Below are 23,899 nucleotides of genomic sequence, written 5' to 3'. Positions count from 1 at the left end.
AGATGTCGCAGAGGCGCCGTGTCAGTGGCCTGGCGCCGGCACACCGTAAGCAACTTCACAGCTTTACATCGCACATGGTTGCATCCAACCTTGTCGCGCGCGGCGCGCGCAGATCACAATCGCAGCTTCTCTGGCCTCTGGTGCGCGCATGCCCCGGTCCTTGCACGCTGTGTTTTCCCGCCCTTCGTTGTCTGCCATCGTTACGGTGCTGGTGTGTTGGGCGCTGTTGCTGGTCTGCGCTGCGGCAAGTGCGCAAACGCCGCCGCCCTCGATCGTGCCCACCGACCGCCTGCAGGAAGCCTGGTGGGCGCAGCGGCATGCGCAGGTGCTGGAGCAGGTGAAGCAGCACGCCGACACGCCGCTGTTGTTGATCGGGGATTCGATCACCCAGAACTACGAAAAAGCCAAGGCGCCGGACGAGGATTTTCAGCCGACCTGGCAGACCTTCTACGGCAGCCGTGGCGCGCTCAACCTGGGCTTCAGCGGCGATGGCACCGAGAATGTGCTGTGGCGGCTGGCCAATGGCGAGGTCGATGGCCTGCAGCCCAAGGTCGCGCTGGTATTGATCGGTACCAACAACACCGGCCATCTCGGCCAGACCGCGGAGCAGGCCCAGCTCGGTATCGATGCGGTGGTGGCGGCGATCGAACAGAGGTTGCCGCGCACCCAGATCTTGCTGGTGGGCGTGCTGCCCAGCGACATCTCCGGCGAGAAGTCGCGCCGCGATGCGCAGATCAACCAGGGCCTGGCGGTGCGCTATGGCGACAATCCACGCGTGACCTATCTGGATGTGGGGTCGATCTTCCAGCGCGACGGCAAGCTGCGCACCGAGCTGTTTTACGACACTCGCTTCCGTCCGCCGGCCGGTGCCCTGCATCCGGACACGCAAGGCCAGCGCATGCTGGCCGAGGCGATCGAGCCGACCCTGGCGCGCCTGCTGGGCGAGCCGCCGGTCAAGCCGGTTGCCGCGCTGGGCCGCGATTTTGCGACCTCGCTGATTCCGGTCGACCGGCTGGAGCAGGACTCCTACGACTGGTATGCGCGTCACCATGCGGCGCTGGCCGCAGCGCGCACGCTCAAGCCCGAGGTGGTGATGATCGGCGATTCGATCACCCATTTCTGGGCCGGTCCGCCGCAGGCCACCCGTGTCAGTGGCCAGGAGTCCTGGCAATGGTTGTACGGCAAGCGGCCGGTGCTGAACCTGGGCTTCGGCTGGGACCGCACCCAGAACGTGCTGTGGCGCATCCGCCAGGGCGAACTCGACGGCCTGGATCCGCAATGGGTGGTGTTGCATATCGGCACCAACAATCTCACCGCCACCGCGCAGTCGCGCGCCAGCACCCCGGCCGAGGCTGCCCAGGGCGTGGAGGCGGTGGTCGCCGAGGTGCGCCGCCGGTTGCCCGACAGCAGGTTGATCCTGATGCAGATCATGCCGCGCGGTTTCCGTGCCGATAGTCCGCTGCGTGCGCCGATCGCCGAGACCAATCGCCTGCTGGTCGCCCGTTTCGCCAAGGACCCGTCGGTGCGTCTGCTGGATATCGGCCCGCAGATGCTGCTACCCGACGGCTCCCTGCCCGAAGCCCTGATGCCCGATAGCACTCATCCCAGCGAAGCCGGCTACCGCATCTGGGCGCAGGCACTGCGCGCTGCCGGCATCACGGCAGCGCCGTGACGCGGTGAGGGCAGGGGCCGGCTCTGTCGCGGGCCGGCGCAATGGTGATGGTGGTGCTGCTGATGCTGGCGAGCGGTGCAGGCGTGGTTGCAAGCTGCGGCGTCGCGCATCGCGTAGATGCTAGAGCGCACGGGCTGGGCGCGGTGCCATGCGTGGCCTGTCTTCCCGCGCAGCGTCCAACCGGCATCACAGGGTGCTGATGATCGCCGGAGGAGCTGGCGATCCATGCGGTTGATGGTCACGACACCGCAAGACTCCCGACCCCAGAAACCAGAAGACCCCCGATCGCTCGGAGGTCTTTTTAAACTGGTGCCCAGAAGAGGACTCGAACCTCCACGAAGTTGCCCCCGCTAGCACCTGAAGCTAGTGCGTCTACCAATTCCGCCACCTGGGCAGGTGAGCCGCAAATTCTGCAGACTCCTGGCGAGCTTGTCAACGGGTTTCGAGCATCCATCGCCGACCGCCGGGGCCCGCCTGCTGCCCACGCCAGGACCGCAGGGGGTACCATTGGAGCAATGACGAAGAAAACCCCCCAAGATTCGGCCCGGCCCAGCCGCCGTAAATCCGCCAGCCCGGGCGATTCCTCCACCGCTGAACAGCAGAAACTGCCGGGGTGGATGCCGGACTTCCTGGTCCGCGCCGCCGCCGGCGCATCGACCAAGTCCGCCAACAAGCGCGCTGCCGCCAAGGCGGCACCGGAGCAGCCTTCCGCTCCACTGCCTGCCGCCCCGCGCGCTCCGCATCCGCGCAAGAGCGGCCCGCCGGCACCGCCGCCCGAGCGCTTTGCAGAGGCCGCTCCGGCTCCTGCCGCCGGCTTCAAGGACCCGCATGCCGACCGCGAGGCGCTGCGTTATGCGGAGCCAATCGCCAGCCGTGAGGCCATCCTGCAGCTGCTGGAGGCCTGCGACGGCCCGCAGACCGCCGAAGAAATTGCCGGGCAGCTCGGCTTGAGCGATCGTATCGATGCGCTGGGCAAGCGGCTGGCCGCGATGGTGCGCGAAGCGCAGCTGGTGCAGAACCGCCGTGGCGGCTACGCCCCGGTGCAGCAGACCAGCCTGATCGCCGGTGTGGTGATCGCCAACCCCGAGGGCTTCGGTTTCCTCAAGCCGGACGAGGGTGGCGACGACCTGTTCCTGCCGCCGTTCGAAATGCGCAAGGTGATGCACGGCGACCGTGCATTGGCCAACGTGACCGGTATCGACCGCCGCGGCCGCCGCGAGGGCGCCATCGCCCGCGTGCTGGAGCGTGGCATGTCGCGCATGCTCGGACGCTTCTTCTACGAGCACGGCGTGGCTTACGTCGACCCGGACGACAAGCGCGTGCAGCGCAATGTGCAGATTGCGCCGGACGGCATCGGCGAGGCCCGCGAAGGCCAGCTGGTGGTGTGCGAACTGATCGCCCCGCCGGACGCACGCCGCCCGGCCATCGGCAGGATCATCGCCGTGCTAGGCGACAAGCTGACGCCGTCGCTGGTGGTGGAAATGGCTATCCATGGCCATGAACTGCCGCACGAATTCCCGCAGGAGGTGCTGGACGAAGCCGCAGCCGTGCCGCTGCTGGTCGAACCGCAGATGATCGGCGGCCGGGTGGACCTTCGGCAGATGCCACTGGTCACCATCGATGGCGAAGACGCCAAGGATTTCGACGACGCGGTGTATTGCGAGCCCAATGCCGACGGTTTCCGCCTGGTGGTGGCGATTGCCGACGTGTCCAACTATGTGCGTCCCGACACGCCGCTGGACGACGAAGCGCAAAAGCGCGCCACTTCGGTGTATTTCCCCGGGTTCGTGGTGCCGATGCTGCCGGAGACCTTGTCCAACGGCATCTGCTCGCTGATGCCCAAGGTCGACCGCATGTGTTTCGTCTGCGACATGCAGGTGGGACGCGATGGCGAAGTGACCGGCTCGCGCTTCTACGAAGCGGTGATGAACTCGCACGCGCGCCTGACCTACAACCAGGTCTGGAAGGCGGTGGGCGAGGACGATGCCGACACCAAGGCCTTCATCGGCCCGCTGCTGCCGCAGGTGCAGCGCCTGCATCAGCTGTATCACCTGCTGTCGAAGGCGCGCACGCACCGCGGCGCGATCGAGTTCGAAACCTCCGAAGTGCGCTTCGTGCTCGACAATACCGGCGAAGTCACCCAGGCCGGCATGCTGGTGCGCAACGATGCGCACAAGCTGATCGAAGAATGCATGATCGCTGCCAACGTTGAGGCCGCGCGCTATCTGTTGAGCGCGCATGTGCCGGCACCGTACCGCGTGCACGAGCGCCCGCCGGAGAGCAAGTACGAAGACCTGCTGGAGTTCCTCAAGGAATTCCAGCTCAGCCTGCCGGCGTGGAGCAAGGTACGCCCGGGCGATTACACAAAGCTGCTGAAAAAGGTGCGTGCGCGCCCGGATGCGGCGTTGCTGGAATCGGTGCTGCTGCGCAGCCAGAGCCTGGCCGTGTATTCGCCCGACAACAATGGCCACTTCGGCCTGGCGCTGGAGGCGTATGCGCACTTCACCTCGCCGATCCGCCGTTATCCGGACCTGCTGGTGCACCGCGCGATCAAGCACGCGCTGACTGGCGCCAGCCCGGAAAAATTCATCTACACGCCGCGGCAGATGGCGGCACTGGCGCTGCAATGCTCCGAGCGTGGCCGGCGTGCCGATGAAGCCGAGCGCGAAGTCGACGAGCGTTATCGCGCTGCCTGGATGGAAAAACATGTCGGTGGCCAGTTCGATGGCGTGATCAGCGGTGTGACAGGCTTCGGCCTGTTCGTGGAATTGAACGAATCCAAGGTCAACGGCCTGGTGCATGTCACCCAGTTGCCGCAGGACTATTACCAGTTCGATCCGATTCGCAAGACCCTGAGCGGCGAGCGCCGTGGCCGCGAGTTCCGTCTGGGCGACCCGGTGCGCGTGCTGGTGCTCAAGGCCAGCATGGAAGAGCGCAAGATCGATTTCCGCCTGGCCGAAGAGCGCGACCCCGGCGAGGCACCGTTGCCACCGCGGGAAAAGCCCGCCAAGCGCAAGAAGAAGTCGCACTGATGTGAGCAGGACGTTGCCGGTGGCCCCGTGCCGCCGGCAATCTGTTGGATCGGCAGGCGTAGTGTGGTGCCGCCAGGACTGCTCCATGTCCGCAGCGGCGATTCCGGCAGACTGGCGTGCGGAGAAGGCAATGGACGCAACGAACGAATACAGCGGCGGTTGCCAGTGTGGCGCCGTGCGTTTCCATGTGCGCGGGGCACTGACCGATGCCTCGATCTGCCACTGCCGGATGTGCCAGAAGGCCTTCGGTGCGTATTACGCGCCCCTGGTGTCCATCCGGGGCACCGAGTTTCGCTGGACCCGTGGCATGCCCAGGCGCTTTGCATCCTCGTCGGTGGTGCAGCGTGGTTTCTGCGCCGACTGCGGCACGCCATTGACCTATGAAGCGCCCGACGGCGTGGCCATCGCTGCCGGGGCATTCGATACCCCGCAACGGCTGCCGCCGCATATCCAGTACGGGCTGGATCGCAAGCTCCCCTTCGTCGATCACGTGGCCCAGCTGCCCACGCGTCCACCGGAAAACGATGCCGCCGCAGAAGCCTTCCTGGCCAGCGTGGTGTCGCGGCAACATCCGGACCACGACACCGACCAATGGCCGGTGTGAGGCCAGGTCCCGGCGCTGGGGTGCGGCTGATTCGGGCATCCGAGCCGTCTGGTCCGGAGCGTCAGGACGCTTGGTACCGTGGGTCGCCGCAGTCGGACACCCTCACGGCCGGTCTGACGGCAAATCCATCGGGCACGATGATTGGTACGGCAGGCAGTCAGGCGTTCAAGCCAGGTGCGTGTCAGCGAGATCCGCACACTTCCCGCGTAGAGTCCCGCTGTCATCGCGGCACCGTTTCGCCGGTGCCATCCGGGTTTTCCATGCCCCGGCCGTGACGTAACCAGCCGCAGGCCCTACCATTCCCCCTCCATTTTCGTAGCACCGGCGCAATGAGCAAGCAGAACCAGTGGATCGTCGGCGTCAACGCCGTCGCCTCGTCCGTCGAGAACGACGCCGACAACGTGCGCGAGGTCCTGATCGAGGCCGGTAGCAAGAATCCGCGCCTGACCGAGATCGAGGAACAGGCGCGCCGCAAGGGCATCGACGTGCGCCGGGTCAATACGCAGGCGCTGGACGGTGTGGGCGGGCAGGTGCGCCACCAGGGCGTGGCCGCACGCTATGCGGCGGCGCGGCTGTGGGCCGAGAACGAGCTGGAAGGCCTGGTCGACGCCGCAGAAGGGCGTGCGCTGGTGCTGGTGCTCGATGGTGTGCAGGACCCGCACAACCTGGGCGCCTGCCTGCGTAGCGCGGCAGCGGCGGGCGTCACCGCGGTGGTGATTCCCAAGGACAAGTCGGCCACGGTGAATGCCACCGTGCGCAAGACCTCGGCCGGTGCGGCCGACCGCATCCCGGTGGTGGCGGTGACCAACCTGGCGCGCTGCCTGCGCGATCTGCAGAAGCAGGGTGTGTGGCTGTATGGCCTGGCTGGCGAAGCGGAGGCCTCGCTGTACAGCGTGGACCTGCGTGGAAATGTCGGACTGGTGCTCGGTGGCGAGGCCGATGGCCTGCGCCGGCTCACCCGCGAGCATTGCGACGGCCTGGTCAAGATTCCGATGCCGGGCGATATCGAAAGCCTCAATGTGTCGGTGGCCACTGGCGTGACCCTGTTCGAGGCCGTGCGCCAGCGCCTGGGCAAGTGACCTTCCAAGGTTCGCACAGCGAGTGAAGCGCTGAGAGCAGCGAACACACCTACTGCGCTCACCGCCAGGCGGGCGCGGCCGGTGCTCGGTGCGGCATGTACCGCTCGTACACTCCGGCTCCTCCGCGCCCTCCGCACCCGCCTGACGAGCGCTCGCTACGTTTTGGTAGCCGCTCTCTTAGGCTGCCGAATGCGCGCCGCCCACGTACGTGCGTGACGATCGAATCTGCGCAGATCGTCCCCTGGAACCGGCTGGTGGGGTCACGCGGGATGCACGCAACGCTGCTGGATCAACGCGTCCGGCGCCCGGTGTCGTCATTGCGCAGCGCGCATGCGGCTTTGTGCCTACCATATCGGCAGCAAACGGCGTGTCGTGTCTGATGAAACTTGGGGTGGGCGCCCGCGGTGGGGGCGAGAATGGGGACGCCGGCCAGGCGTCGGCACGACGGCATAGGCAGTGGCGGCGCTGGCTCGGTGCCGGTGTGGGCGTGTTGCTGATGCTGTGCTCGCTTGCGGCGACCGCAGCGCCGGTCGGCACCGCGCCACTGCGCGATTACGCCATCGACAGCTGGAATTCGCGCAATGGCCTGCCGCACAACTCGCTGCGCGATATCGCCCAGACGCCCGATGGCGCGCTGTGGTTCGCCACCTGGGAAGGGCTGGTGCGCTACAACGGCCTGGAATTTGGCGTCATCGACCGCAGCACCCGGCCCGGACTGCCCGACAACGGCGTGGGCGCACTGTACGTGGATCGCGATGGCGCGCTATGGCTCAGCGATGCGCGCGGCAATCTGGTGCGCCGGAGCGCCGATGGGCAATGGCGGCACTGGCAGCGTAGCGGGCAGTGGCCGCAGGCGCTGATCCACGCGATGACCATGGATGCTGCAGGCCGCATGTGGCTGCTGTTCGAGGGACATGGGCTGGGCTGCCTGTGGCCGGATGGGCGCTTTGACTATTTTCCGCCGCGCGATGGTGTGCCGCTGCAGAGCAGCTTTCCGCGGATGCTGTTCGACGACCACGGCCGGCTGTTGATCGGCACGCTGGACGGGCTGATCTATCGCGAGCCGGACGGACGCATGCACCGCGCGCCGGCGGCATTTGGCTTGCCGCCCGGTCTGGCCTGGCCGTACCGCGCTCCGGACGGCACCCTGTGGGTGGTGGCGGGCGAGGGGTTGTACCGGTTGCACGATGAACGCGCCGAACTGGCGCACCGGGTGCCGGGGCAGGGCCACTTCACCGCGATGCTGCAGGATCGCAATGGCGATCTGTGGCTGGGCAGCGAAAACCAGGGCCTGCTGCGCATCGGCAGCCATGGCGTGGAGTACCTGCCTGCTGGCCGCAGTCTGCCCACCGGGCGCATCGTCAGCCTGCGCGAGGATGCCGAAGGCAGCATCTGGGTGGGCGCCAACGGCGGCCTGTTCCGTCTGCGCGAGACCTTGTTCAGCAGCTACAGCCAGCGCGACGGCTTGAGCGGCGACTACGCCCGCGCGGTGCTGGAAGACCGCGATGGCAGCCTATGGGTCGCCGGCACTGCGGGCCTGGACCGCAGGTTGCCGGATGGCCGGATCGTCCGGGTGCCGGTGGCCACGCCATCGGGGCGCCGGCTGTCGGTGCTTAGCCTGGCGCTGGATCGGCGTGGCGATCTGTGGGTGGGCACCTACGCCGACGGCGTCTTCGTGCTGCGTAACGGACAACTGCTGCAGCACTTCGGTGAGGCGCACGGCATTCCCAGTGGCCATATCCGTGCCATTGCAATCGACGCGCAGGAAGCGGTGTGGCTGGCCACCCAACGCGGCGTGGTGAAGCTGGTGGATGGCAAACGCATGCCGCTGGCGATCGCCGGAATGCCCGATGGCGTGATCACCGCGCTGGCCAGTGTCGATGGCGCGTTGTGGATCGGCTCGGTAGACGGGGCGGCGGTGTTGCGCGATGGCAGGTTGCAGCAACTGGATCTGGAGCGTCTTGGCGGCGCGCGCAGCGTATTCGGTTTCCAGGCGATCGGCGACGCGGTCTGGATCTCCACCGATCGCGGCCTGTACCGCGTGCGTGGCGGCACGCTGGCGCGCGTGGGCCTGGAGCAGGGCATGCCGGTGGACACGGTGTTCCAGCTCATCGACGACCGCCGGGGCAATGCCTGGATCAGCAGTAACCGGGGCGTGCTGCGCACCGAATTCGTCGCGCTCAATGCGGTTGCCGACGGACGCGGCACGCTTGCCATCGAGCGCTATGGCGAGATCGACGGCATGGGCAATGCGCAGGCCAACGGCAGCTCCGGTCCGAGCATGATCGAGCGTGCGGATGGGTCGGTGTGGGTGGTCACGGCCGGTGGCGTGAGCATGGTCGATCCCGGGCGGCTGCAGCGGTTTCGCGAACGGCGCCCACCGCCGGCAGTGATCGAAAGCGTGCAGCAGGATGGCCGCCCGCTGGCCTGGCAGCAGCAGGCGCAGTTGCCCGGTGGCGACCGGCTCAACATCTCCTATGCGGGCATGAGTTTTCTGCTGTCCGAGCGCATCCAGTACCGCACCCGCCTGGATGGGCTGGACAACGTGTGGATCAACCGCGGCCGCCAGCGCAGCGTGGAATTCATCGGCCTGCCGCCGGGGCATTACACCTTGCGGGTGACCGCGCGCCACCCGGGCGGGGCATGGAGCCGGCAGGAAGCGCGCTGGACCTTCGACGTGCTGCCGCTGTGGTGGCAGCGCCAGGACGTGCGGTTTGTCGCCGTGCTGGGCGCGCTGTTTGCGCTCGCCCTGCTATATCGGGTGATGCTGCATCGCTACAAGACCCATAACGACCGCCTGGCCGACCTGGTCCGCAAGCGCACGCAGGACCTGCAGCTGCAGGCGCAACGCCTGCTGCAGGCCAATCAGGAAAAAAGCGAATTGCTGACCCGGCTGCGCATCAAGTCCGATGTATTCGAACGCCAGGCACACGAGGATGCACTGACCGGGCTGCCGAACCGCCGCCATTTCGATGAAGCACTGGCGCGCGATCTCAGCCGCGCCCGCCGCAGCGGCCGGCCGCTGGTGCTGGCGATCCTGGACATCGACCATTTCAAGCGCATCAACGACCGCTATTCGCATGCCAGCGGCGATGCGGTGCTGCACGAGGTCGGTGCGTTGCTCACCGCAGCCGCGCGCGCCTCGGATTTACCGGCCCGCCTGGGCGGCGAAGAGTTCGCCCTGCTGCTGGCAGACACCACCCTGGCCGACGCACACGTGTTATGCCTGCGCATTCGCGCGCTGTTCCACGCGCGAAACGACTGGGGCGGCGTGGAAGGCCTGCAGGTGACCTTCAGCGCCGGCATCGCCGAACTGCGCGACGACGACACCGGCTCATCGCTGATGCAGCGCGCCGATCACGCGTTGTACGAGGCCAAGAGCGCGGGGCGCGACCGGATCAGCGGGGATTAGGGGCGGGATTGGGTATTGGGGATTCGGGAATGGTGAAGCGCGGCGTTGACGCTCTTTGTGTTCGGGCGGAAGACTTGATGCTTGCAGCAGAAGAGTGATACGAGCCGATGGCGAAGGCACACCTGTGAAAAGCCATGCGGGCTATGCATCGGTTGCTCAGAATTTTTAGCATGCGCGACGAACTTTCAGCCCGAGCGCAGCACGCCCTTGCCAATCCCGAATCCCGAATTCCCAATCCCTATCTAAACAGGCCCCGGCCAGGCATTGGCGATCCTGCAGAACAGCCGTGCGGTCTGCTCGGTGTCGTAGACCGCGCTGTGCGCGTCTGCCGTATTCCATTCCAGGCCGGCCGCCTGCGCGGCGCGCGCCAGTACCGTCTGCCCGTAGGCGACGCCGGCCAGGGTGACCGTATCGAACACGCTGAAGGGGTGGAACGGGTTGCGCTTGTGTCCCACGCGCGCGACTGCCGCGTTGACGAAGTTCAGATCGAAATGCGCGTTGTGGCCGACCAGGATCGCGCGTTGGCAGCCGTATTTCTTCACCGCCGCGCGCACGGGCGCAAACACGTGATCCAGCGCGTCCTTTTCCTGCTTGGCGAAGCGGAACGGGTGATCGAGCACGATGCCGGTGATCTCCAGCGACTTCGGGTCGATCTCCAGTCCGGGGGCCGGCACCAGATGCGCGCTGGCGGTCTGGCCGGGGAAGAATCGCCCCTGGTCATCCATCTCGATCGGCACGCAGGCGATCTCCAGCAGCGCATGCCTGTTCCAGTCGAAGCCGCCGGTCTCCACATCGACCACCACCGGCAGATAGCCGCGGAAACGCCGTGACATCGGCAGGAAGCTAGGGGCAGGCTGTGGGTCGACCGGTTCGTTCATCCGCATAGCCTAGCAGGTCGCACCCCGCGCTCGAGCCTGGATCGTTGAGCTTGCGCGTCCAGCACTGGACGTGGCGCGGCGAAGAAGAGAAGGCCCGACCCGCGTGGTCACGGGCCGGGCCAGCCTAACGACACCTCTGGCGGCCGATCAGCGGCCGGCGACCACGCTGGCGATCAGGCCGGTCGCCACGGCGATCAACACGTACTGATTGTCCACGCGGCGCCACTCATGCCCGCGCGGCGGCGCCTTCAGGTGATGCTTGCGATAGTCGGCGACGTGGTCGCCGCGATGATCGGGCGCCAGACGCTCGCCACGCTGGAACGGTGGGCCATGACGGTCATTGCGATGGTCGTCGGAGCGCGCGCTGCGCTGATCGTCGTGCCTGTCGTCGCGATGATCGTGTCGATCGTCGGGGCCGTGCTCGTCATGGTGCTGCGCGCCGCGCCCATGATCGTCATGCTGCTGTGGTGCGGCCATCGCGGCGGTGGATGCCAGCAGCGACAAAGCCATGAAAGATCCGATGATGCGTTTCATCTGCGTACTCCTACGGAACAGGAACGGCCTGTGCGCTCACACTATTTGTGTTTTTAGCTGAATACGTAATGAAATAAGCGTTTTCGGTCTATCTTTGGGGCATTGTCAGGGAAGGGCGTGCGACGCCCGCCGCGATCAGATCACACCGGTGGTGCTGGTGTCGTCGCGCTTGACGCGCGGCGGCAGCGGCTGTTCGCCATGCACCAGGAACCACACGTTCTCGGCGATGTTGGTGGCGTGGTCGCCGATGCGCTCCAGGTTCTTGGCCATAAATAGCAGATGCGTGCACGGGGTGATGTTGCGCGGGTCTTCCATCATGTAAGTGAGCAACTCGCGGAACAGCGCGGTGTATTGCGCATCCAGGCGTGCATCTTCATCGCGCACGCGGATGGCCGCATCGGCATCCTTGTTGCGGTATGCCTGCACCGCTTCGCGCACGGCATCGGCGGCCATCTGGCCGAGCGCACGCAGGCCCACCGTTTGCGGCAGCGGCGGTGCGGAATTGAGCGCGATCGAGCGCTTGGCGACATTGGCCGCGTAATCGCCGATGCGTTCGATATCGGCCGGAATCCGCAGGCCGGCCAGGATCTCGCGCAGGTCGCGCGCCATCGGCCCACGCAACGCCAGCCGCATCACGTCGTGGCTGATCGCATGCTCCAGCGCATCGATCGCCTCGTCGTTGACCACGATGCGGTGCGCGGCGTTGTCGTCGCGACGCTCCACCACGTCCAGCGCTGCTTCCAGCTGCGCCACCGCCGTGTCGCCCATGCGCACGATCTCGGCGACAAGACGGTGCTGCTCCTCGTCGTAACTTTTGACGATATGGTCGTTGAGGTGCTGGTTCATCGTGGTCTCGCTCGTGGCAATGGTGGATGTCCGCCGTAACCTCGGCGACTTGGCAGATGATGCAAATGTCGTGCCGGGCAATGCGGCGGAAGTGCGGCAGTGTGGCGTTGCGCTGGCGCGCTTTACATCAACCGAACCGGCCGGTGATGTAGTCCTCGGTCTGTTGCTTGGAGGGCTGGGAGAAAATGGTTTCGGTGCGGTCGTGTTCGATCAGGTCGCCCAAGTACATGAAGGCGGTGTAGTCGGACACGCGCGCGGCCTGCTGCATGTTGTGGGTCACGATCACGATGGTGTAATCGCGCTTGAGCTCTTCCACCAGTTGCTCGATCCGGCTGGTGGAAATCGGGTCGAGTGCCGAGGTCGGTTCGTCCAGCAGCAGCACGTCCGGCCGCAGGGCCACCGCGCGTGCAATGCACAGGCGCTGCTGCTGGCCACCGGACAGGCCCAGTGCGCTTTGCCCCAGCTTATCCTTGACCTCGTCCCACAGCGCGCCCTGGCGCAGTGCCTGTTCTACGCGGTTCTGCATGTCGGCCTTGGAGAGCTTTTCGTGGTGGCGGATGCCGTAGGCCACGTTTTCGAAGATCGTCATCGGAAACGGAACCGGCTTCTGGAACACCATGCCGACCTTGCTGCGCAGGCGGTTCATCGGGTACTTCGGCGACAGGATGTTCTCGCCGTCCAGCAGCACCTCGCCCCGTGCTTCCATCTTCGGATACAGCGCATAGATGCGGTTGAAGATGCGCAGCAGGGTCGACTTGCCACAACCGGAAGGTCCGATCAGCGCAGTGACGCGCTTTTCCGGGATCTCCAGGTTGATGCCTTTCAGCGCGTGGTACTTGTCGTAGTAGAAGTCCAGAGTGCGTGCGGCCACCTTCACCGGCGCCTGCGCCGTCGGCGCCCCCTTGGCGGCCGGAACAGCGATGCGATGCATCGGCTTGGCGTTTTGGAGATCGTTCATGTCAGGTGTCCGGAGGGAAAGGTCAGTCATTGGAAATCTTGTTGCGCAATAGCAGCGCACGCGCGCCCAGGCTCACCAGCAACACGAACACGGTCAGCACCAGTGCGCCGGCCCAGGCCAGTGTCTGCCAGGACTCGTACGGGCTGCCGGCGAACTGGTTCATGATCACCGGGACGCTGGCCATCGGCTGGAAGATATTGCTGTTCCAATACTGATTGCCGAACGCAGTGAACAGCAGCGGTGCGGTTTCGCCGCTGATCCGCGCCAGCGCCAGCAGCACGCCGGTGACGATGCCGGCCGAGGCACTGCGGTACAGCACCTGCACGGTCACCTTCCACTGCGGAATACCGAGCGACAACGCCGCTTCGCGCATCTGCGCCGGCACCAGGCGCAGCATTTCGTCGGTGGTGCGCACCACCACCGGCAGCACGATGAAGGCCAGAGACAGCGCGCCGGCAAATGCGGAGAAGCGCCCGCCGGTCTGCATCACGTACAGCGTGTAGACGAACAACCCCAGCACGATCGACGGTGCCGACAACAAGATGTCGTTGACGAAGCGCACCACGATGCCGGCCTTGCGCGCATTGCCGTATTCGGCCAGCCAGGTGCCGGCGGCCACGCCCAGCGGGGTGCCGATTGCCAACGCCAGCCCGCACATCACCGCGCTGCCGAAGAAGGCATTGAGCAAGCCGCCTTCCTGCATCGGCGGCGGGGTCATCTTGGTAAACAGGTTGAGATCGATACCGGGCACACCCTTGGACAGCAGCGTCCACAGGATCCAGGCCAGGAAGAACAGCCCGAACACCGCGGTGACGCAGGACAGCAACAGTGCGATCGCGTTGGTCACGCGGCGGCGGTTGTACAACGATTGCGAGACCGAGGACATCAGTTGCCCTCCCGGCGCGAGAGCTGCATCAGCATGAAGCGCGCAATGGCCAGCACGATGAAGGTCACGATGAACAGCACGAAGCCCAGCAGCAACAGGGCCGAACGATAGGTTTCGGTGGCCTCACCGAAGTCATTGGCGATCAATGCGGCAATGGTGGTGCCCGGCTCCAGCAGCGACGGCGACAGCCGCACCGTGTTGCCGACCACGAAAGCGACCGCCATGGTTTCGCCCAGCGCACGCCCCAGGCCCAGGAATACGCCGCCGATCACCGCAGAGCGGGTATAGGGCAGCACGATGTCCCAGCTGACTTCCCACTTGGTGGACCCCAGCGCGTACGCCGATTCCTTCAGGCGCGTGGGCACGGTCAGAAACACTTCGCGCATCACCGAGGAAATGAACGGAATCACCATGATCGCCAGCACGAAGCCTGCGGTCAGCAACCCGATTCCCAACGGAGGACCCTGGAACAACGGGCCGATCAGCGGCAGCGTGCCCAGGTGATCGTTGAGCCAGGGCGTCACGTGCTCGGTCATCACCGGCACCAGCACGAACAGGCCCCACATGCCGTAGATGATCGACGGGATGCCGGCCAGCAGTTCGATGGCGGTGCCGACCGGGCCGCGCAACCAGCGCGGCGCCACCTCTGTCAGGAAGAAGGCGATCCCGAAGCTCACCGGCACCGCGATCACCATCGCGATCAGGGCCGTGACCAGGGTGCCGCAGATCGGCGCCAGCGCGCCGTACTTGTTTTCCACCGGGTTCCAGTCGGCGGAATAGAAAAAGCTCAGGCCCTGCATCTGCAGCGCATGGCGTCCGCCCCACAGCATCGACAGTGCCGCGCTGCCGAGCGCCAACAGCACGAAGACGACTGTGGCGGCCAGCGCCAGCTTGAACAGGCGATCGGCGCGCGCATCGCGCAGGTCGCGGCCGCGGGGGGCGGTCATCGCTTCGGGGAGTGCGGTGGCATTCATTCGATTGAACTCGTCACCCGCGCGGTGGCGGGAGCGTGAGACAGCAGGAACGGCGAGGGGCCCTCAGGCACCTCGCCGCCGCGCAGCCCGCCCTGCAGGCGGGATGCAGGCATTACTTGAACTCGCTGCCCCAGTAGGCTTCGATCTGCTTCACCAGCTCCGGCGGCAGCGGCACGTAATGCAGCTCGCTGGCCTGGGCCTGGCCGTTTTCCAGCGCCCACTTGAAGAAGTCCAGCGTCGCCTTGCTGCGGGCGGCGTCCTTGGGCTGCTTGTGCATCAGCATGAAGTTGGTGGCGGTGATCGGCCAGGCCTTCTCGCCCGGTGCATTGGTGATCACCAAGTTGAAGTCACGGGCGTTGGCCCAGTCGGCGCTGGCGGCAGCGGCGGCAAAGCTGTCTGCATTCGGCTCGACCCACTGGCCGGCCGCGTTCTGCAGCGACGTGTACGGCATCTTGTTCTGCAACGCGTAGGCCAGCTCGACATAGCCGATCGAACCCTTGATCTGCTGCACGTACGAGGCCACGCCTTCATTGCCCTTGCCGCCCACGCCACCCGGCCACTGCACCGAGGTGCCTTCGCCGACCTTGCTCTTCCACTCCGGGCTGACCTTGGACAGGTAGTTGGAGAAATTGAAGGTGGTGCCCGAACCGTCGGAGCGATGCACCAGGTTGATCTTGGTGGCCGGCAGGGTCACCCCGGGATTGGCGGCGACAATGGCCGCGTCGTTCCACATCGTGACCTTGCCCAGGAAGATGTCGCCCAGCAGCGCGCCGGTCAGGCGCAGCTTGCCCGGTGCGATGCCTTCCAGATTGACCACCGGCACCACACCGCCGATCGCCGACGGGAACTGGCCCAGGCCGGCCTGCTGCAATTCGGCGCTATCGAGCGGCTTGTCGGTCGAACCGAAATCCACCGTGCCGGCCTTGATCTGCGCGATGCCGCCGCCAGAACCGATCGACTGGTAGTTCACCTCGTTGCCGGTGGCGGCGTTGTAGTCGGCCGACCACCTGGACACCAGCGGGTAGATGAAGGACGCGCCGGCACCGGAGATCTCGGCGCCCTTGCTGTCGCTGGCCGCGGCGCCGGCGCTGGGTGCGCCCTTGGCGGCGTCGCCGGACTGCGCGTCCTTGCCGGGCGAGCACGCAGCCAGGGCAAGGGCGATGGTGAGGGACAGGGCGGTCAGGCTGGCCGACTGCAATTTCATGGAAGCTCCGAGGCTGGATTGGCCGGGTGTCCGGCAGACCATGCTATGAAATGATGTTTTTGTTACACGTGCATGACAGAGCCTTCTGGCGAAGGCATCACAAAAAAAGACGCGGACCACGGAGGGCGTCGTACCCTCCGGGATCCGCGTCCCGGTCCCGACGCCGGGGAGAGAGACGGCGTCATTCCTGTTGCTGTGGTCTGCTGTTACTTGGGCAGGTTCTTGGCCCAATAGGCCTCGATCTGGGTCACCAGCGTGTCCGGCAGCGGCACGTAGTCCAGTTGCTTGGCCTGCGCGTCGCCCTTGGTGTAGACCCAGCGGAAGAAGTCCAGCGTGTTCTTCAGGCCGGCCGGGTTCTTCGGCCTCTTCTGCACCAGGATGAAGTTGGTCGCGGTGATTGGCCAGGCGTTGTCGCCTGCCGCGTTGGTCATCACCAGATAGAAATCCTTGGCCGTGCCCCAGTCGGCGCTGTTGGCAGCGGCGGCGAAGGTTTCATCGGACGGCTGCACGAACTTGCCGGCAGCGTTCTTCATCGCGGTGTAGGCCATCTTGTTCTGCAGCGCGTACGACAGCTCGACATAGCCGATGCCGCCCTTGATCTGCTTCACGTACGCGGCGACACCTTCGTTGCCCTTGCCGCCGATACCGGTCGGCCACTGCACCGCAGTGCCTTCGCCGACCTTGCTCTTCCAGTCCGGATTGACCTTGGACAGGTAGTTGGTGAAATTGAAGCTGGTGCCCGAACCGTCGGAGCGATGCACCACGGTAATCTTGCCGTCGGGGAGCTTCACGCCCGGGTTGAGCGCGGCAATGGCCGGATCGTTCCAGGTGCTGACCTTGCCCAGGAAGATGTCGCCCAGGGTCTTGCCATCGAGCTTGAGCGCGCCGGCGGCGATGCCGGGCACGTTGACCACCGGCACCACGCCGCCGATCACCGACGGAAACTGCGCCAGCCCGGCAGCGGCCAGTTCTTCCGGCTTCAACGGGGCATCGGAAGAGCCGAAGTCCACGCTGGCTGCCTTGATCTGGGCAATGCCGCCGCCCGAACCGATCGATTGGTAATTGACCTGCTTCTTGGTGGCGGTGTTGTAGTCGGCCGACCACTTGGACATCACCGGGTAGATGAACGACGCACCGGCGCCGGTGACATCGGCGGCCTGGGCACACAGTGCCAGCGAAGCGGCAAGGACGCCCACGGCCAGACGGGTCTTGAAGGAATGGATCACGGAACAGCTCCAGTAGGGTTGAGGTCAGGACATCCCGCAGGCCTGCCATTGCAGGGCAGGGGCATGACCGCGCGGTGTCGAAGAGATGACAGTGCAGTGACGCGCAGGCGCAGGCGCCTGCCGGATGGAGCGCGGCGCCCGATGGTGCCGGGGATGCTCAGCAAGCACGCCCGGTCGACTGCGCAGCGGATGGCTTACCAATAGAACTGCGCGCGTGCTTCGATAATCGACGGGTTGTCGTCGACCAGGCCACGGGTGGCACTGTTGTAGCGGGTGCTTTCCACCTTGGCGTAGTCCAGTGCGAACTTGAAATTCGAACGCCAGTACCAGTTGGCGCCGACCGTCCACACATTCATCTTGCCGCCCAGCACGCCATCGACGAACGGCGTGGTGCCGTTGGAGACCAGGTGGCCGTCGTTGAGGTCCAGGGTGTCGTAGCGCACCGCCAGCTGCCACATGCCCGAGGCCGGCTCGTTGGGCAGCGGGGTGGTCGGCACGCCAGCCTTGTAGCCCCAGGTTTCGCCGGTGATGTTCCAGACGCCGCTGACGTACCAGCCGTCACTCTTGTAGTCATGCGCGTTGGCGCCGATGCGGTTGGCGTTTTCCTGGAAGTACTCGCTCTGCAGCTTGAACGGGCCGGTGATCCACATCGCCTCGGCACCGGCCACGCCCACGTCGTCGACATTGGTGATGGCGCCGCTGTCGATCAGGCGGATGGTGGTCAGGTCGGCGTCCGGGCGGGCACGCAGGCGCAGGGTATCGTCGTCGGTGTCGTAGGCCAGGTAGCTGAGGCCGAAGTGCAGCACGTTGCCGGTCTCGTTGATCGGCGCCCAGGTGCCGCGCGCGCCGTAGCCGCGGCCGTGCGCCTGGTTACGGGTCAGTTCGCGGCCGAACGCACTGGCGGTCAGGCTCCAGTTGTTGTCGCCCATGCCATAGGCCACGCCCAGCCGGCGCGAGATGCCGTAGGTATTGGTCACCGAGGCCTTGGAGACGAAGTCGTTGTTCTTGGTGCTGGACAGTTCTTCCAGGCTGTTGGGCTGCTTGAACTGGCCGATCTGCAGGTAGTTGTTGGCGTTGCCGCCAAACTTGTACTTGATGTTGTTGTCCAGGAACCGCCCGGTGCTGCGGATGGTGGTACCGCGGATGGTGACTTCCTTCAACACGCTCGGGTCGTAGCCGGCCACCCATTCGACGTTGCCCGGACCCTTGCCCTTGAGCACCAGCTCGGCGCGGCGGATGCTGAACTCGGAGTTGTCGCCATTGGCACCGATCGGGCCGTTGAGGTCCTGCACATCGTTGTGGAACCAGTTGCCGTCGGCCTGGACCAGGCCTTCCAGCGAGACCTCGGAACCGCCGATCACATCGATGGCGATTTCGGCATGTGCTGCCGGAGCGGCAAGCGCCAGCAGCAGCGCGGAACCAAGCAGGGTGGGAGCGAGTTTCATGGATGCCTTGCGACCTGAGGAAGTGGGCGCAGGCTATGGCGTGAAAGTTGCGTTAATGTGACAGGACGACAGAAACGTCACAATTGATTTTTGCCAATAAAGACAAGAGTTTACGAAAGTTTTAACTGTGTCATCGTGTGGCAAAAATCTGAACGCGGCTGGTTTGTGACTGTGCGTTGATCGCGCCGATGCCACCTGTTTTGGGGGGCTGCGTCACTGGCGATCCGAACCGTCACCATTGCAGACTGAACATAGATGTCGGTTTGTGCGACGCACCACTTGCGCATGCCTGATCTAAATTGTTAGTTTTGAGGCCATGTTCCCTCGATGCCTCCAACTGTTGCTGGTCTGCCTGCTCGCGTTCAGCGCGTGGTCGGCGGCCAGTGCACACACGCGCATCCAGGATGCGCTGGTGGGCGACGGTCTGGCGGTCATGGTGGACGCTGGCGAAGAACGCGATGCAGTAGAAGATCCGCAGGACGATGGCGATACCCAGAGCCAAGTCGATACCCAGCCTGCAGACGATATCCCCTTGCTCTCCCAAGCATGGCCGATGCTGGCGCGGTATTCCCCTTCTTGGCACGCGCATCACGCGCCGGCAACTCAGAAACGCGACCTGATCCCGCAACTGCGTCCTCCAAACGCGTTGATCGGCTGATCCCCGCTGTCGCTGCACCCGGTGCTCTGCGCGCCGGATTTCCTATTGATTTGTTGTCTTTGCAGTTTGCGGCTTGCGCCGCGAACGGCTATTCGTTGCCTAGAGGAATCTCCCATGGAAAGTTTGCTAGAAGGTTTTCGTCATTTCCGTAAGGAAGTGTATCCGCGCCAGAGTGCGCGCTTTCAGGAACTGGCCGGCGGCCAGAGCCCGCATACCCTTTTCATCACCTGCGCCGACTCGCGCGTCATGCCGGAGCTGATCTTCTCCGCGCAGCCGGGCGAACTGTTCGTCTACCGCAATATCGGCAACGTGGTGCCGCCTTACTCCCAGCACGTCAGCGGCGTGGTGGCGGCGATCGAGTACGCCATCGCGGTGCTCGGCGTGCGTCACATCGTGATCTGCGGCCACACCGACTGTGGCGCGATGAAGGCCGTACTCAAGCCGGACTCGCTGGAAGACGTTCCCTCCGTGGCGGCGTGGCTCAAGCACACCGATGCGGCGCGTCACGTCACCGCGCATCACGGGCACGATCCTGCCAGCCCGGACGCACTGAGCTGCATGACCGAGGAGAACGTGGTCTCGCAGCTGGACCACCTGCGCACGCAGCCGGTGGTCGCTGCGCGTCTTGCCGCAGGCACCTTGCGGATCCATGGCTGGATCTACGATATCGCCCACGGCGAGATTCGCGCCTTCGATGCCGAAAAGGGTGGCTTCCGGCCGCTGCTGGCCGAAAGCACTCCCGAAGCCACTCCGCGTCCGCGACTGCAGCAAGTCGTTCGCGCTGAACTCGCCTGACGGAGTGGATCATGAACACATCAGGTATCGGCGGATATTTCCGCCAGGGACTGTTCGGGCGTGATTTGTTGGCGTCTGTCGTGGTCTTTCTTGTCGCGTTGCCGTTGTGCATGGGTATTGCGATCGCATCCGGCATGCCGCCTGCCGCAGGCCTGATCACCGGCATCGTCGGTGGACTGGTCGTTGGCTTCCTGGCGGGCTCCCCCTTGCAGGTGAGCGGGCCGGCCGCCGGCCTGGCTGTGTTGGTGTTCGAACTGGTTCGCGAGCATGGCGCCGCCGCGCTCGGGCCGGTCATCCTGGTGGCCGGTGCGATCCAGCTGATTGCCGGTCTGTGCCGGGCGGGCGTGTGGTTCCGGATGACATCGCCGGCCGTGGTGGCCGGCATGTTGTCGGGCATCGGCATCCTGATCGTCGCATCGCAGGCGCATGTGCTGATGGATGCCGCGCCCAAGGCGCGTGGTCTGGAGAACTTCGCCGCATTGCCCGCCGTGGTGTGGCAGGCGATCAGCGCAGGCACCGGCCGCACCGCATTGTTCGTGGGTCTGGCCACGATCGGCATCATCCTGGCATGGGACAAGCTGCGTCCGCAGCGTCTGCGCTTCCTTCCCGGTGCGTTGATCGCAGTGGTTGCGGTGACCGCGACGGCGCAGCTGCAGGGCCTGGACGTCAATCGCGTCGATGTGCCGAGCAACCTGTTCTCCGCGATCAGCATCCCGAGCGTCTCCGACATCTTCGGGGTGTTCAATCACACCCTGCTGGTGTCGGCGGTGACCTTTGCCTTCATCGCCAGTGCCGAGACCTTGCTTTCGGCAGCAGCGGTGGACCGCATGCACCAGGGCGCTCGCACGCAATACGACCGCGAGCTCGCCGCGCAGGGCGTGGGCAATATGCTGTGCGGCTTCCTGGGCGCGTTGCCGATGACCGGCGTGATCGTGCGCAGTGCGGCCAATGTGCAGGCCGGTGCGGCGACGCGTGCATCGACCATCCTGCACGGTAGCTGGCTGCTGGTGTTTGCGATGTTGCTGCCGTGGTTGCTGCGGATGACGCCGGTGGCGTGTCTGGCCGGTATCCTGGTCTATACGGGCGTGAAGATGATCAAGATCGGGCAGGTCAAGGAGCTGGCGACCTACGGTCGTGGAACGGCTGCGATCTACCTGGCCACTACCTCCGCGATCGTGGCGACCGACCTGCTGACCGGCGTGCTGATCGGCTTTGGCTTGTCGCTGTTCCGCCTGGCGCTGCATTCCTCGCGTCTGAAGGTCGAAGTGCGCGAGCACGCCGACAAGAAGGACGAGATGCATCTGACCCTGCAGGGCTCGGCCACCTTCCTGAAGGTGCCGGCGATGGCGCGTACGCTGGAAAGCGTGCCGCCCAACACCGCGCTGCATCTGGATGTGGCCAAGCTGCACCACGTAGACCATGCCTGCATCGAGTTGCTGCGCGACTGGAGCCGGAATGCGGCATCGCGTGGCTGCGAGCTGGTGGTTGACTGGAAGGAACTGGACCGGCGCGTGGAGGGCAAGCGCGTCGTCGACGCTGTGCCGTTGCCGGAACCACGCAAGGCCGCTTAACCTTAGTTGTCATCCCGGCGTTCGCGCCGGGAGCACTGCTGTCGTGACCGGATGATGCTTGGCGCCGCAAGACGCATCATCCGGTCACGATTTTTTCGGGCCGGGATTGGGGAATCGGGAATCGGGAATCGCAACAGCATGCGGCCGTGCGTTTGCTGGGTGTGGATCGGGGTTCTCTACTGCGCTGTCGTCTTGCTGCGGGCTTGGGTTGATGCCATAGCCGCATCACTCCTCGTTTTTGTTTGCCGCTCTGGGGCCGGCGGGGTCTTGTCGCGGTAGCGGCACAGGTCGTGGATCACGCAGCCCGGGCAATCCGGTTTGCGGGCCTTGCAGACATAGCGGCCATGCAGGATCAGCCAGTGGTGGGCGTCATGCAGGAATTCTGCGCCAATGACCTTGACCAGCGTGTCCTCCACCACACGCACGTCCTTGCCGGGCGCAAGGCCGGTACGGTTGGCGACCCGGAAGATATGCGTATCCACTGCCATGGTCGGTTCGCCGAAGGCGGTGTTGAGCACCACGTTGGCGGTCTTGCGGCCGACCCCGGGTAATGCCTCGAGCGCTGCACGATCGTGCGGCACCTCGCCGCCGTGGTGCTCCAGCAGGATGCGGCAGGTGGCGATGACGTTCTTGGCCTTGGCGTTGAACAGGCCGATGGTGGAGATGTAACGCTTCAGGCCTTCTTCGCCCAGATCCAGGATGTCGCGCGGGGTATTGGCCACCGGATACAGCTTGCGGGTGGCCTTGTTGACGCCGACATCGGTGGCCTGCGCCGAGAGCAACACGGCGATCAGCAGTTCGAAAGGCGTGGTGTATTCCAGCTCGGTGGTGGGATGCGGATTGAGTTCGCGCAGCCGCACGAACATTTCCTGGATCGCGGGTTTGCGCATGGTGCTGCCGCGGCGTGGCGCGGCGGCGGGGCGAACGGTATTCAAGACTGCGCACCTCCGGTCGCCTTGGCCTTGGCGCGCGCCAGGATGGTGGCAGCCAGCGGCGGCAACGCGGGCACGGCCGCCTGGCTGGGCGCCGGGGCAGGCGCACGTCGCGCCTCGCGCTCGGCAGCGCGGAGTTGCAGGCGTGCTGCACGTTGGCTGTAGCGTTCGCGTGCGGCCCAGGCAGTGCGCAGGCGCTGTTGCGCGGCAAGCAGTGCAGCGACGACGTCGGCTGGCGTGGCGTCCGTATCGTCTTGTTGCGGCGTCGGCTGGTAGTCCATCAGTCCGAGTGCCAGCGCACGATCGAGATCGTCCGCCTGCACGCAGTCGAATAGCTGCCGTGGCAAGGCGGGTATGGCTTGCGTGGAGTCGGGCAGCATGATGCGTCAGCGATTGCGGAACTGGGCGGGGCGCTTGTCGAGAAACGCGCGGGTGCCCTCGCGCATGTCCTCGCTGGCAAACAACAGCGCAAATTCCGCGGTTTCCAGCTGCAATCCCTCTTCCAGCCCGCATTCGCCACCGAAGACCACCGCGTCCAGAATGCCGCGTACCGCCAGCGGCGCCGAGTCCGCCAGACGCTGCGCCACTGCCTGGGTTTCTTGCTGCAGGGCATCCGGCTCGACCACGCGATTGACCAGGCCCAGCTGCAGGGCGCGGGCCGCATCGATGGGATGGCCGAGCAGGCACAGCTCCAGCGCGGCGGCACGTCCGGTCAGGCGCAGCAGGCGCTGCGTGCCACCGAAGCCGGGGATCAGTCCAAGATTGATTTCCGGCTGGCCCAGTCGTGCGGTGCTCGCGGCGATGCGCAGGTGGCAGGCCATGGCCAGTTCCAGCCCGCCGCCGAGCGCGAATCCGTTGACCATCGCAATGACCGGCTTGGGCATGCGCTCGATCCGGCGCATCAGTTGCTGCCCCACCAGCGAGAAGTCGCGGCCCTCCATCGCGGACAGCCCGCTCATTTCGGCGATGTCCGCGCCGGCCACGAAGGACTTTGGCCCGGCGCCGGTGAGGACCACCACGCGCACGTCGTCAGCCTTGGCCGCGTCGGCGAAGGCCTGGTCCAGCGCCAGCATGGTGTCGCAGTTCAAGGCGTTCAGTTTGTCCGGCCGGTTGACCGTAATGGTCCGGACACTGGCGTGATCGGCGATCAGAATGACGTGATTGGACATCGAAAACCCTTGTGAACGTAAAAA

The 23,899-nt window shown here is 65.5% G+C and carries 20 protein-coding genes, 1 tRNA gene and 1 other RNA gene; 9 read left to right on the top strand and 13 right to left on the bottom strand.

What is annotated here, in order from left to right; genetic code table 11:
• The first annotated feature begins 148 nt into the window (after positions 1-148).
• A complete protein-coding gene (locus tag XCSCFBP4642_RS0117720; protein ID WP_029220958.1) occupies positions 149-1,672 on the top strand; it encodes a GDSL-type esterase/lipase family protein in 1,524 nt (507 codons plus the stop codon).
• A 307-nt stretch (positions 1,673-1,979) separates the two neighbouring features.
• On the opposite strand, the gene XCSCFBP4642_RS0117715 is transcribed toward XCSCFBP4642_RS0117720, so the two are convergent.
• Positions 1,980-2,066 (bottom strand) — tRNA-Leu (locus XCSCFBP4642_RS0117715).
• A gap of 121 nt (positions 2,067-2,187) precedes the next feature.
• Between XCSCFBP4642_RS0117715 and rnr the strand changes: the two genes are divergently transcribed.
• The 5 genes from rnr (at position 2,188) to XCSCFBP4642_RS0117695 (ending at position 9,799) form a co-directional block, all read left to right on the top strand.
• Positions 2,188-4,704 carry a ribonuclease R gene (rnr, locus tag XCSCFBP4642_RS0117710; protein WP_029220957.1) on the top strand — a complete coding sequence of 839 codons (2,517 nt, stop codon included), beginning with the start codon at positions 2,188-2,190 and terminating at the stop codon, positions 4,702-4,704.
• Between the two features lie 130 nt (positions 4,705-4,834).
• Positions 4,835-5,308: a GFA family protein gene (locus XCSCFBP4642_RS0117705; protein ID WP_029220956.1), complete on the top strand. Its 474-nt coding sequence runs from the start codon at positions 4,835-4,837 to the stop codon at positions 5,306-5,308.
• A gap of 329 nt (positions 5,309-5,637) precedes the next feature.
• Positions 5,638-6,387, top strand: coding sequence for a 23S rRNA (guanosine(2251)-2'-O)-methyltransferase RlmB (gene rlmB, locus XCSCFBP4642_RS0117700; RefSeq protein WP_029220955.1), 750 nt, complete (start codon positions 5,638-5,640; stop codon positions 6,385-6,387).
• 95 nt (positions 6,388-6,482) lie between these two features.
• Positions 6,483-6,558: non-coding RNA, sX9 sRNA (locus XCSCFBP4642_RS27510), on the top strand.
• Between the two features lie 208 nt (positions 6,559-6,766).
• Positions 6,767-9,799 carry a ligand-binding sensor domain-containing diguanylate cyclase gene (locus XCSCFBP4642_RS0117695; protein ID WP_029220954.1) on the top strand — a complete coding sequence of 1,011 codons (3,033 nt, stop codon included), beginning with the start codon at positions 6,767-6,769 and terminating at the stop codon, positions 9,797-9,799.
• Between the two features lie 242 nt (positions 9,800-10,041).
• On the opposite strand, the gene rnt is transcribed toward XCSCFBP4642_RS0117695, so the two are convergent.
• From rnt to XCSCFBP4642_RS0117650, 9 genes are all read right to left on the bottom strand, one after another.
• Positions 10,042-10,683, bottom strand: coding sequence for a ribonuclease T (rnt, locus tag XCSCFBP4642_RS0117690; RefSeq protein ID WP_084624573.1), 642 nt, complete (start codon positions 10,681-10,683; stop codon positions 10,042-10,044).
• A gap of 141 nt (positions 10,684-10,824) precedes the next feature.
• Positions 10,825-11,211 carry an RcnB family protein gene (locus XCSCFBP4642_RS0117685; protein ID WP_029220952.1) on the bottom strand — a complete coding sequence of 129 codons (387 nt, stop codon included), beginning with the start codon at positions 11,209-11,211 and terminating at the stop codon, positions 10,825-10,827.
• Between the two features lie 135 nt (positions 11,212-11,346).
• Entirely contained in the window at positions 11,347-12,057 is a 711-nt protein-coding gene (gene phoU / locus XCSCFBP4642_RS0117680) for a phosphate signaling complex protein PhoU (protein WP_029220951.1), read from the bottom strand.
• A 127-nt stretch (positions 12,058-12,184) separates the two neighbouring features.
• On the bottom strand, positions 12,185-13,015 hold the full coding sequence (gene pstB, locus XCSCFBP4642_RS0117675) for a phosphate ABC transporter ATP-binding protein PstB (protein ID WP_029220950.1): 831 nt from the start codon (positions 13,013-13,015) through the stop codon (positions 12,185-12,187).
• A gap of 22 nt (positions 13,016-13,037) precedes the next feature.
• Positions 13,038-13,901, bottom strand: coding sequence for a phosphate ABC transporter permease PstA (gene pstA / locus XCSCFBP4642_RS0117670; RefSeq protein ID WP_033898502.1), 864 nt, complete (start codon positions 13,899-13,901; stop codon positions 13,038-13,040).
• Complete coding sequence (gene pstC / locus XCSCFBP4642_RS0117665; protein ID WP_029220948.1) at positions 13,901-14,875, bottom strand: phosphate ABC transporter permease subunit PstC; 975 nt, start codon at positions 14,873-14,875, stop codon at positions 13,901-13,903. The genes pstA and pstC overlap by 1 nt, the downstream gene beginning before the upstream one ends.
• Positions 14,876-14,987: 112 nt before the next feature.
• Positions 14,988-16,079, bottom strand: coding sequence for a phosphate ABC transporter substrate-binding protein PstS (gene pstS / locus XCSCFBP4642_RS0117660; protein ID WP_029220947.1), 1,092 nt, complete (start codon positions 16,077-16,079; stop codon positions 14,988-14,990).
• A 206-nt stretch (positions 16,080-16,285) separates the two neighbouring features.
• Complete coding sequence (gene pstS / locus XCSCFBP4642_RS0117655; protein WP_029220946.1) at positions 16,286-17,305, bottom strand: phosphate ABC transporter substrate-binding protein PstS; 1,020 nt, start codon at positions 17,303-17,305, stop codon at positions 16,286-16,288.
• Positions 17,306-17,499: 194 nt separating this feature from the next.
• Positions 17,500-18,750 carry an OprO/OprP family phosphate-selective porin gene (locus XCSCFBP4642_RS0117650; RefSeq protein ID WP_029220945.1) on the bottom strand — a complete coding sequence of 417 codons (1,251 nt, stop codon included), beginning with the start codon at positions 18,748-18,750 and terminating at the stop codon, positions 17,500-17,502.
• 337 nt (positions 18,751-19,087) lie between these two features.
• Between XCSCFBP4642_RS0117650 and XCSCFBP4642_RS0117645 the strand changes: the two genes are divergently transcribed.
• The 3 genes from XCSCFBP4642_RS0117645 to XCSCFBP4642_RS0117635 all read left to right on the top strand — a co-directional run bounded on the left by XCSCFBP4642_RS0117645 (position 19,088) and on the right by XCSCFBP4642_RS0117635 (position 21,774).
• Positions 19,088-19,408, top strand: a complete 321-nt coding sequence (locus XCSCFBP4642_RS0117645; RefSeq protein ID WP_029220944.1) for a hypothetical protein — start codon at positions 19,088-19,090, stop codon at positions 19,406-19,408.
• Between the two features lie 114 nt (positions 19,409-19,522).
• The gene (locus tag XCSCFBP4642_RS0117640; RefSeq protein ID WP_029220943.1) at positions 19,523-20,203 is read left to right on the top strand and encodes a carbonic anhydrase; all 681 of its coding nucleotides are present in this window, start codon (positions 19,523-19,525) and stop codon (positions 20,201-20,203) included.
• An 11-nt stretch (positions 20,204-20,214) separates the two neighbouring features.
• Positions 20,215-21,774 (top strand): SulP family inorganic anion transporter, encoded by a 1,560-nt coding sequence (locus tag XCSCFBP4642_RS0117635; protein WP_029220942.1) that lies wholly within the window; start codon positions 20,215-20,217, stop codon positions 21,772-21,774.
• A 176-nt stretch (positions 21,775-21,950) separates the two neighbouring features.
• On the opposite strand, the gene nth is transcribed toward XCSCFBP4642_RS0117635, so the two are convergent.
• Genes nth through XCSCFBP4642_RS0117620 form a run of 3 tightly spaced genes read right to left on the bottom strand, consistent with a single transcriptional unit; the run spans position 21,951 to position 23,875 of the window.
• Entirely contained in the window at positions 21,951-22,664 is a 714-nt protein-coding gene (gene nth / locus XCSCFBP4642_RS0117630) for an endonuclease III (protein WP_152527352.1), read from the bottom strand.
• A 41-nt stretch (positions 22,665-22,705) separates the two neighbouring features.
• Positions 22,706-23,086: a hypothetical protein gene (locus XCSCFBP4642_RS0117625; protein WP_029220940.1), complete on the bottom strand. Its 381-nt coding sequence runs from the start codon at positions 23,084-23,086 to the stop codon at positions 22,706-22,708.
• Positions 23,087-23,092: 6 nt separating this feature from the next.
• Positions 23,093-23,875 (bottom strand): enoyl-CoA hydratase/isomerase family protein, encoded by a 783-nt coding sequence (locus XCSCFBP4642_RS0117620; RefSeq protein WP_029220939.1) that lies wholly within the window; start codon positions 23,873-23,875, stop codon positions 23,093-23,095.
• Positions 23,876-23,899: the final 24 nt, after the last annotated feature.

Origin of the sequence: Xanthomonas cassavae CFBP 4642, assembly GCF_000454545.1 — a bacterium.
GTDB lineage: Bacteria > Pseudomonadota > Gammaproteobacteria > Xanthomonadales > Xanthomonadaceae > Xanthomonas > Xanthomonas cassavae.
The sequence above is the reverse complement of the archived record's forward strand: the minus strand, read 5'-3'. Positions and strand labels throughout refer to the sequence as shown.

What these genes read in the sequence shown, in the direction of transcription:
- XCSCFBP4642_RS0117720 (WP_029220958.1), top strand. Translation starts at nt 149, where the DNA reads ATGCCCCGGTCCTTGCACGCTGTGTTTTCCCGCCCTTCGTTGTCTGCC.
- rnr (WP_029220957.1), top strand. Translation starts at nt 2,188, where the DNA reads ATGACGAAGAAAACCCCCCAAGATTCGGCCCGGCCCAGCCGCCGTAAA.
- XCSCFBP4642_RS0117705 (WP_029220956.1), top strand. Translation starts at nt 4,835, where the DNA reads ATGGACGCAACGAACGAATACAGCGGCGGTTGCCAGTGTGGCGCCGTG.
- rlmB (WP_029220955.1), top strand. Translation starts at nt 5,638, where the DNA reads ATGAGCAAGCAGAACCAGTGGATCGTCGGCGTCAACGCCGTCGCCTCG.
- XCSCFBP4642_RS0117695 (WP_029220954.1), top strand. Translation starts at nt 6,767, where the DNA reads ATGAAACTTGGGGTGGGCGCCCGCGGTGGGGGCGAGAATGGGGACGCC.
- rnt (WP_084624573.1), bottom strand. Translation starts at nt 10,683, where the DNA reads ATGCGGATGAACGAACCGGTCGACCCACAGCCTGCCCCTAGCTTCCTG.
- XCSCFBP4642_RS0117685 (WP_029220952.1), bottom strand. Translation starts at nt 11,211, where the DNA reads ATGAAACGCATCATCGGATCTTTCATGGCTTTGTCGCTGCTGGCATCC.
- phoU (WP_029220951.1), bottom strand. Translation starts at nt 12,057, where the DNA reads ATGAACCAGCACCTCAACGACCATATCGTCAAAAGTTACGACGAGGAG.
- pstB (WP_029220950.1), bottom strand. Translation starts at nt 13,015, where the DNA reads ATGAACGATCTCCAAAACGCCAAGCCGATGCATCGCATCGCTGTTCCG.
- pstA (WP_033898502.1), bottom strand. Translation starts at nt 13,901, where the DNA reads ATGTCCTCGGTCTCGCAATCGTTGTACAACCGCCGCCGCGTGACCAAC.
- pstC (WP_029220948.1), bottom strand. Translation starts at nt 14,875, where the DNA reads ATGAATGCCACCGCACTCCCCGAAGCGATGACCGCCCCCCGCGGCCGC.
- pstS (WP_029220947.1), bottom strand. Translation starts at nt 16,079, where the DNA reads ATGAAATTGCAGTCGGCCAGCCTGACCGCCCTGTCCCTCACCATCGCC.
- XCSCFBP4642_RS0117650 (WP_029220945.1), bottom strand. Translation starts at nt 18,750, where the DNA reads ATGAAACTCGCTCCCACCCTGCTTGGTTCCGCGCTGCTGCTGGCGCTT.
- XCSCFBP4642_RS0117640 (WP_029220943.1), top strand. Translation starts at nt 19,523, where the DNA reads ATGGAAAGTTTGCTAGAAGGTTTTCGTCATTTCCGTAAGGAAGTGTAT.
- XCSCFBP4642_RS0117635 (WP_029220942.1), top strand. Translation starts at nt 20,215, where the DNA reads ATGAACACATCAGGTATCGGCGGATATTTCCGCCAGGGACTGTTCGGG.
- nth (WP_152527352.1), bottom strand. Translation starts at nt 22,664, where the DNA reads ATGCGCAAACCCGCGATCCAGGAAATGTTCGTGCGGCTGCGCGAACTC.
- XCSCFBP4642_RS0117625 (WP_029220940.1), bottom strand. Translation starts at nt 23,086, where the DNA reads ATGCTGCCCGACTCCACGCAAGCCATACCCGCCTTGCCACGGCAGCTA.
- XCSCFBP4642_RS0117620 (WP_029220939.1), bottom strand. Translation starts at nt 23,875, where the DNA reads ATGTCCAATCACGTCATTCTGATCGCCGATCACGCCAGTGTCCGGACC.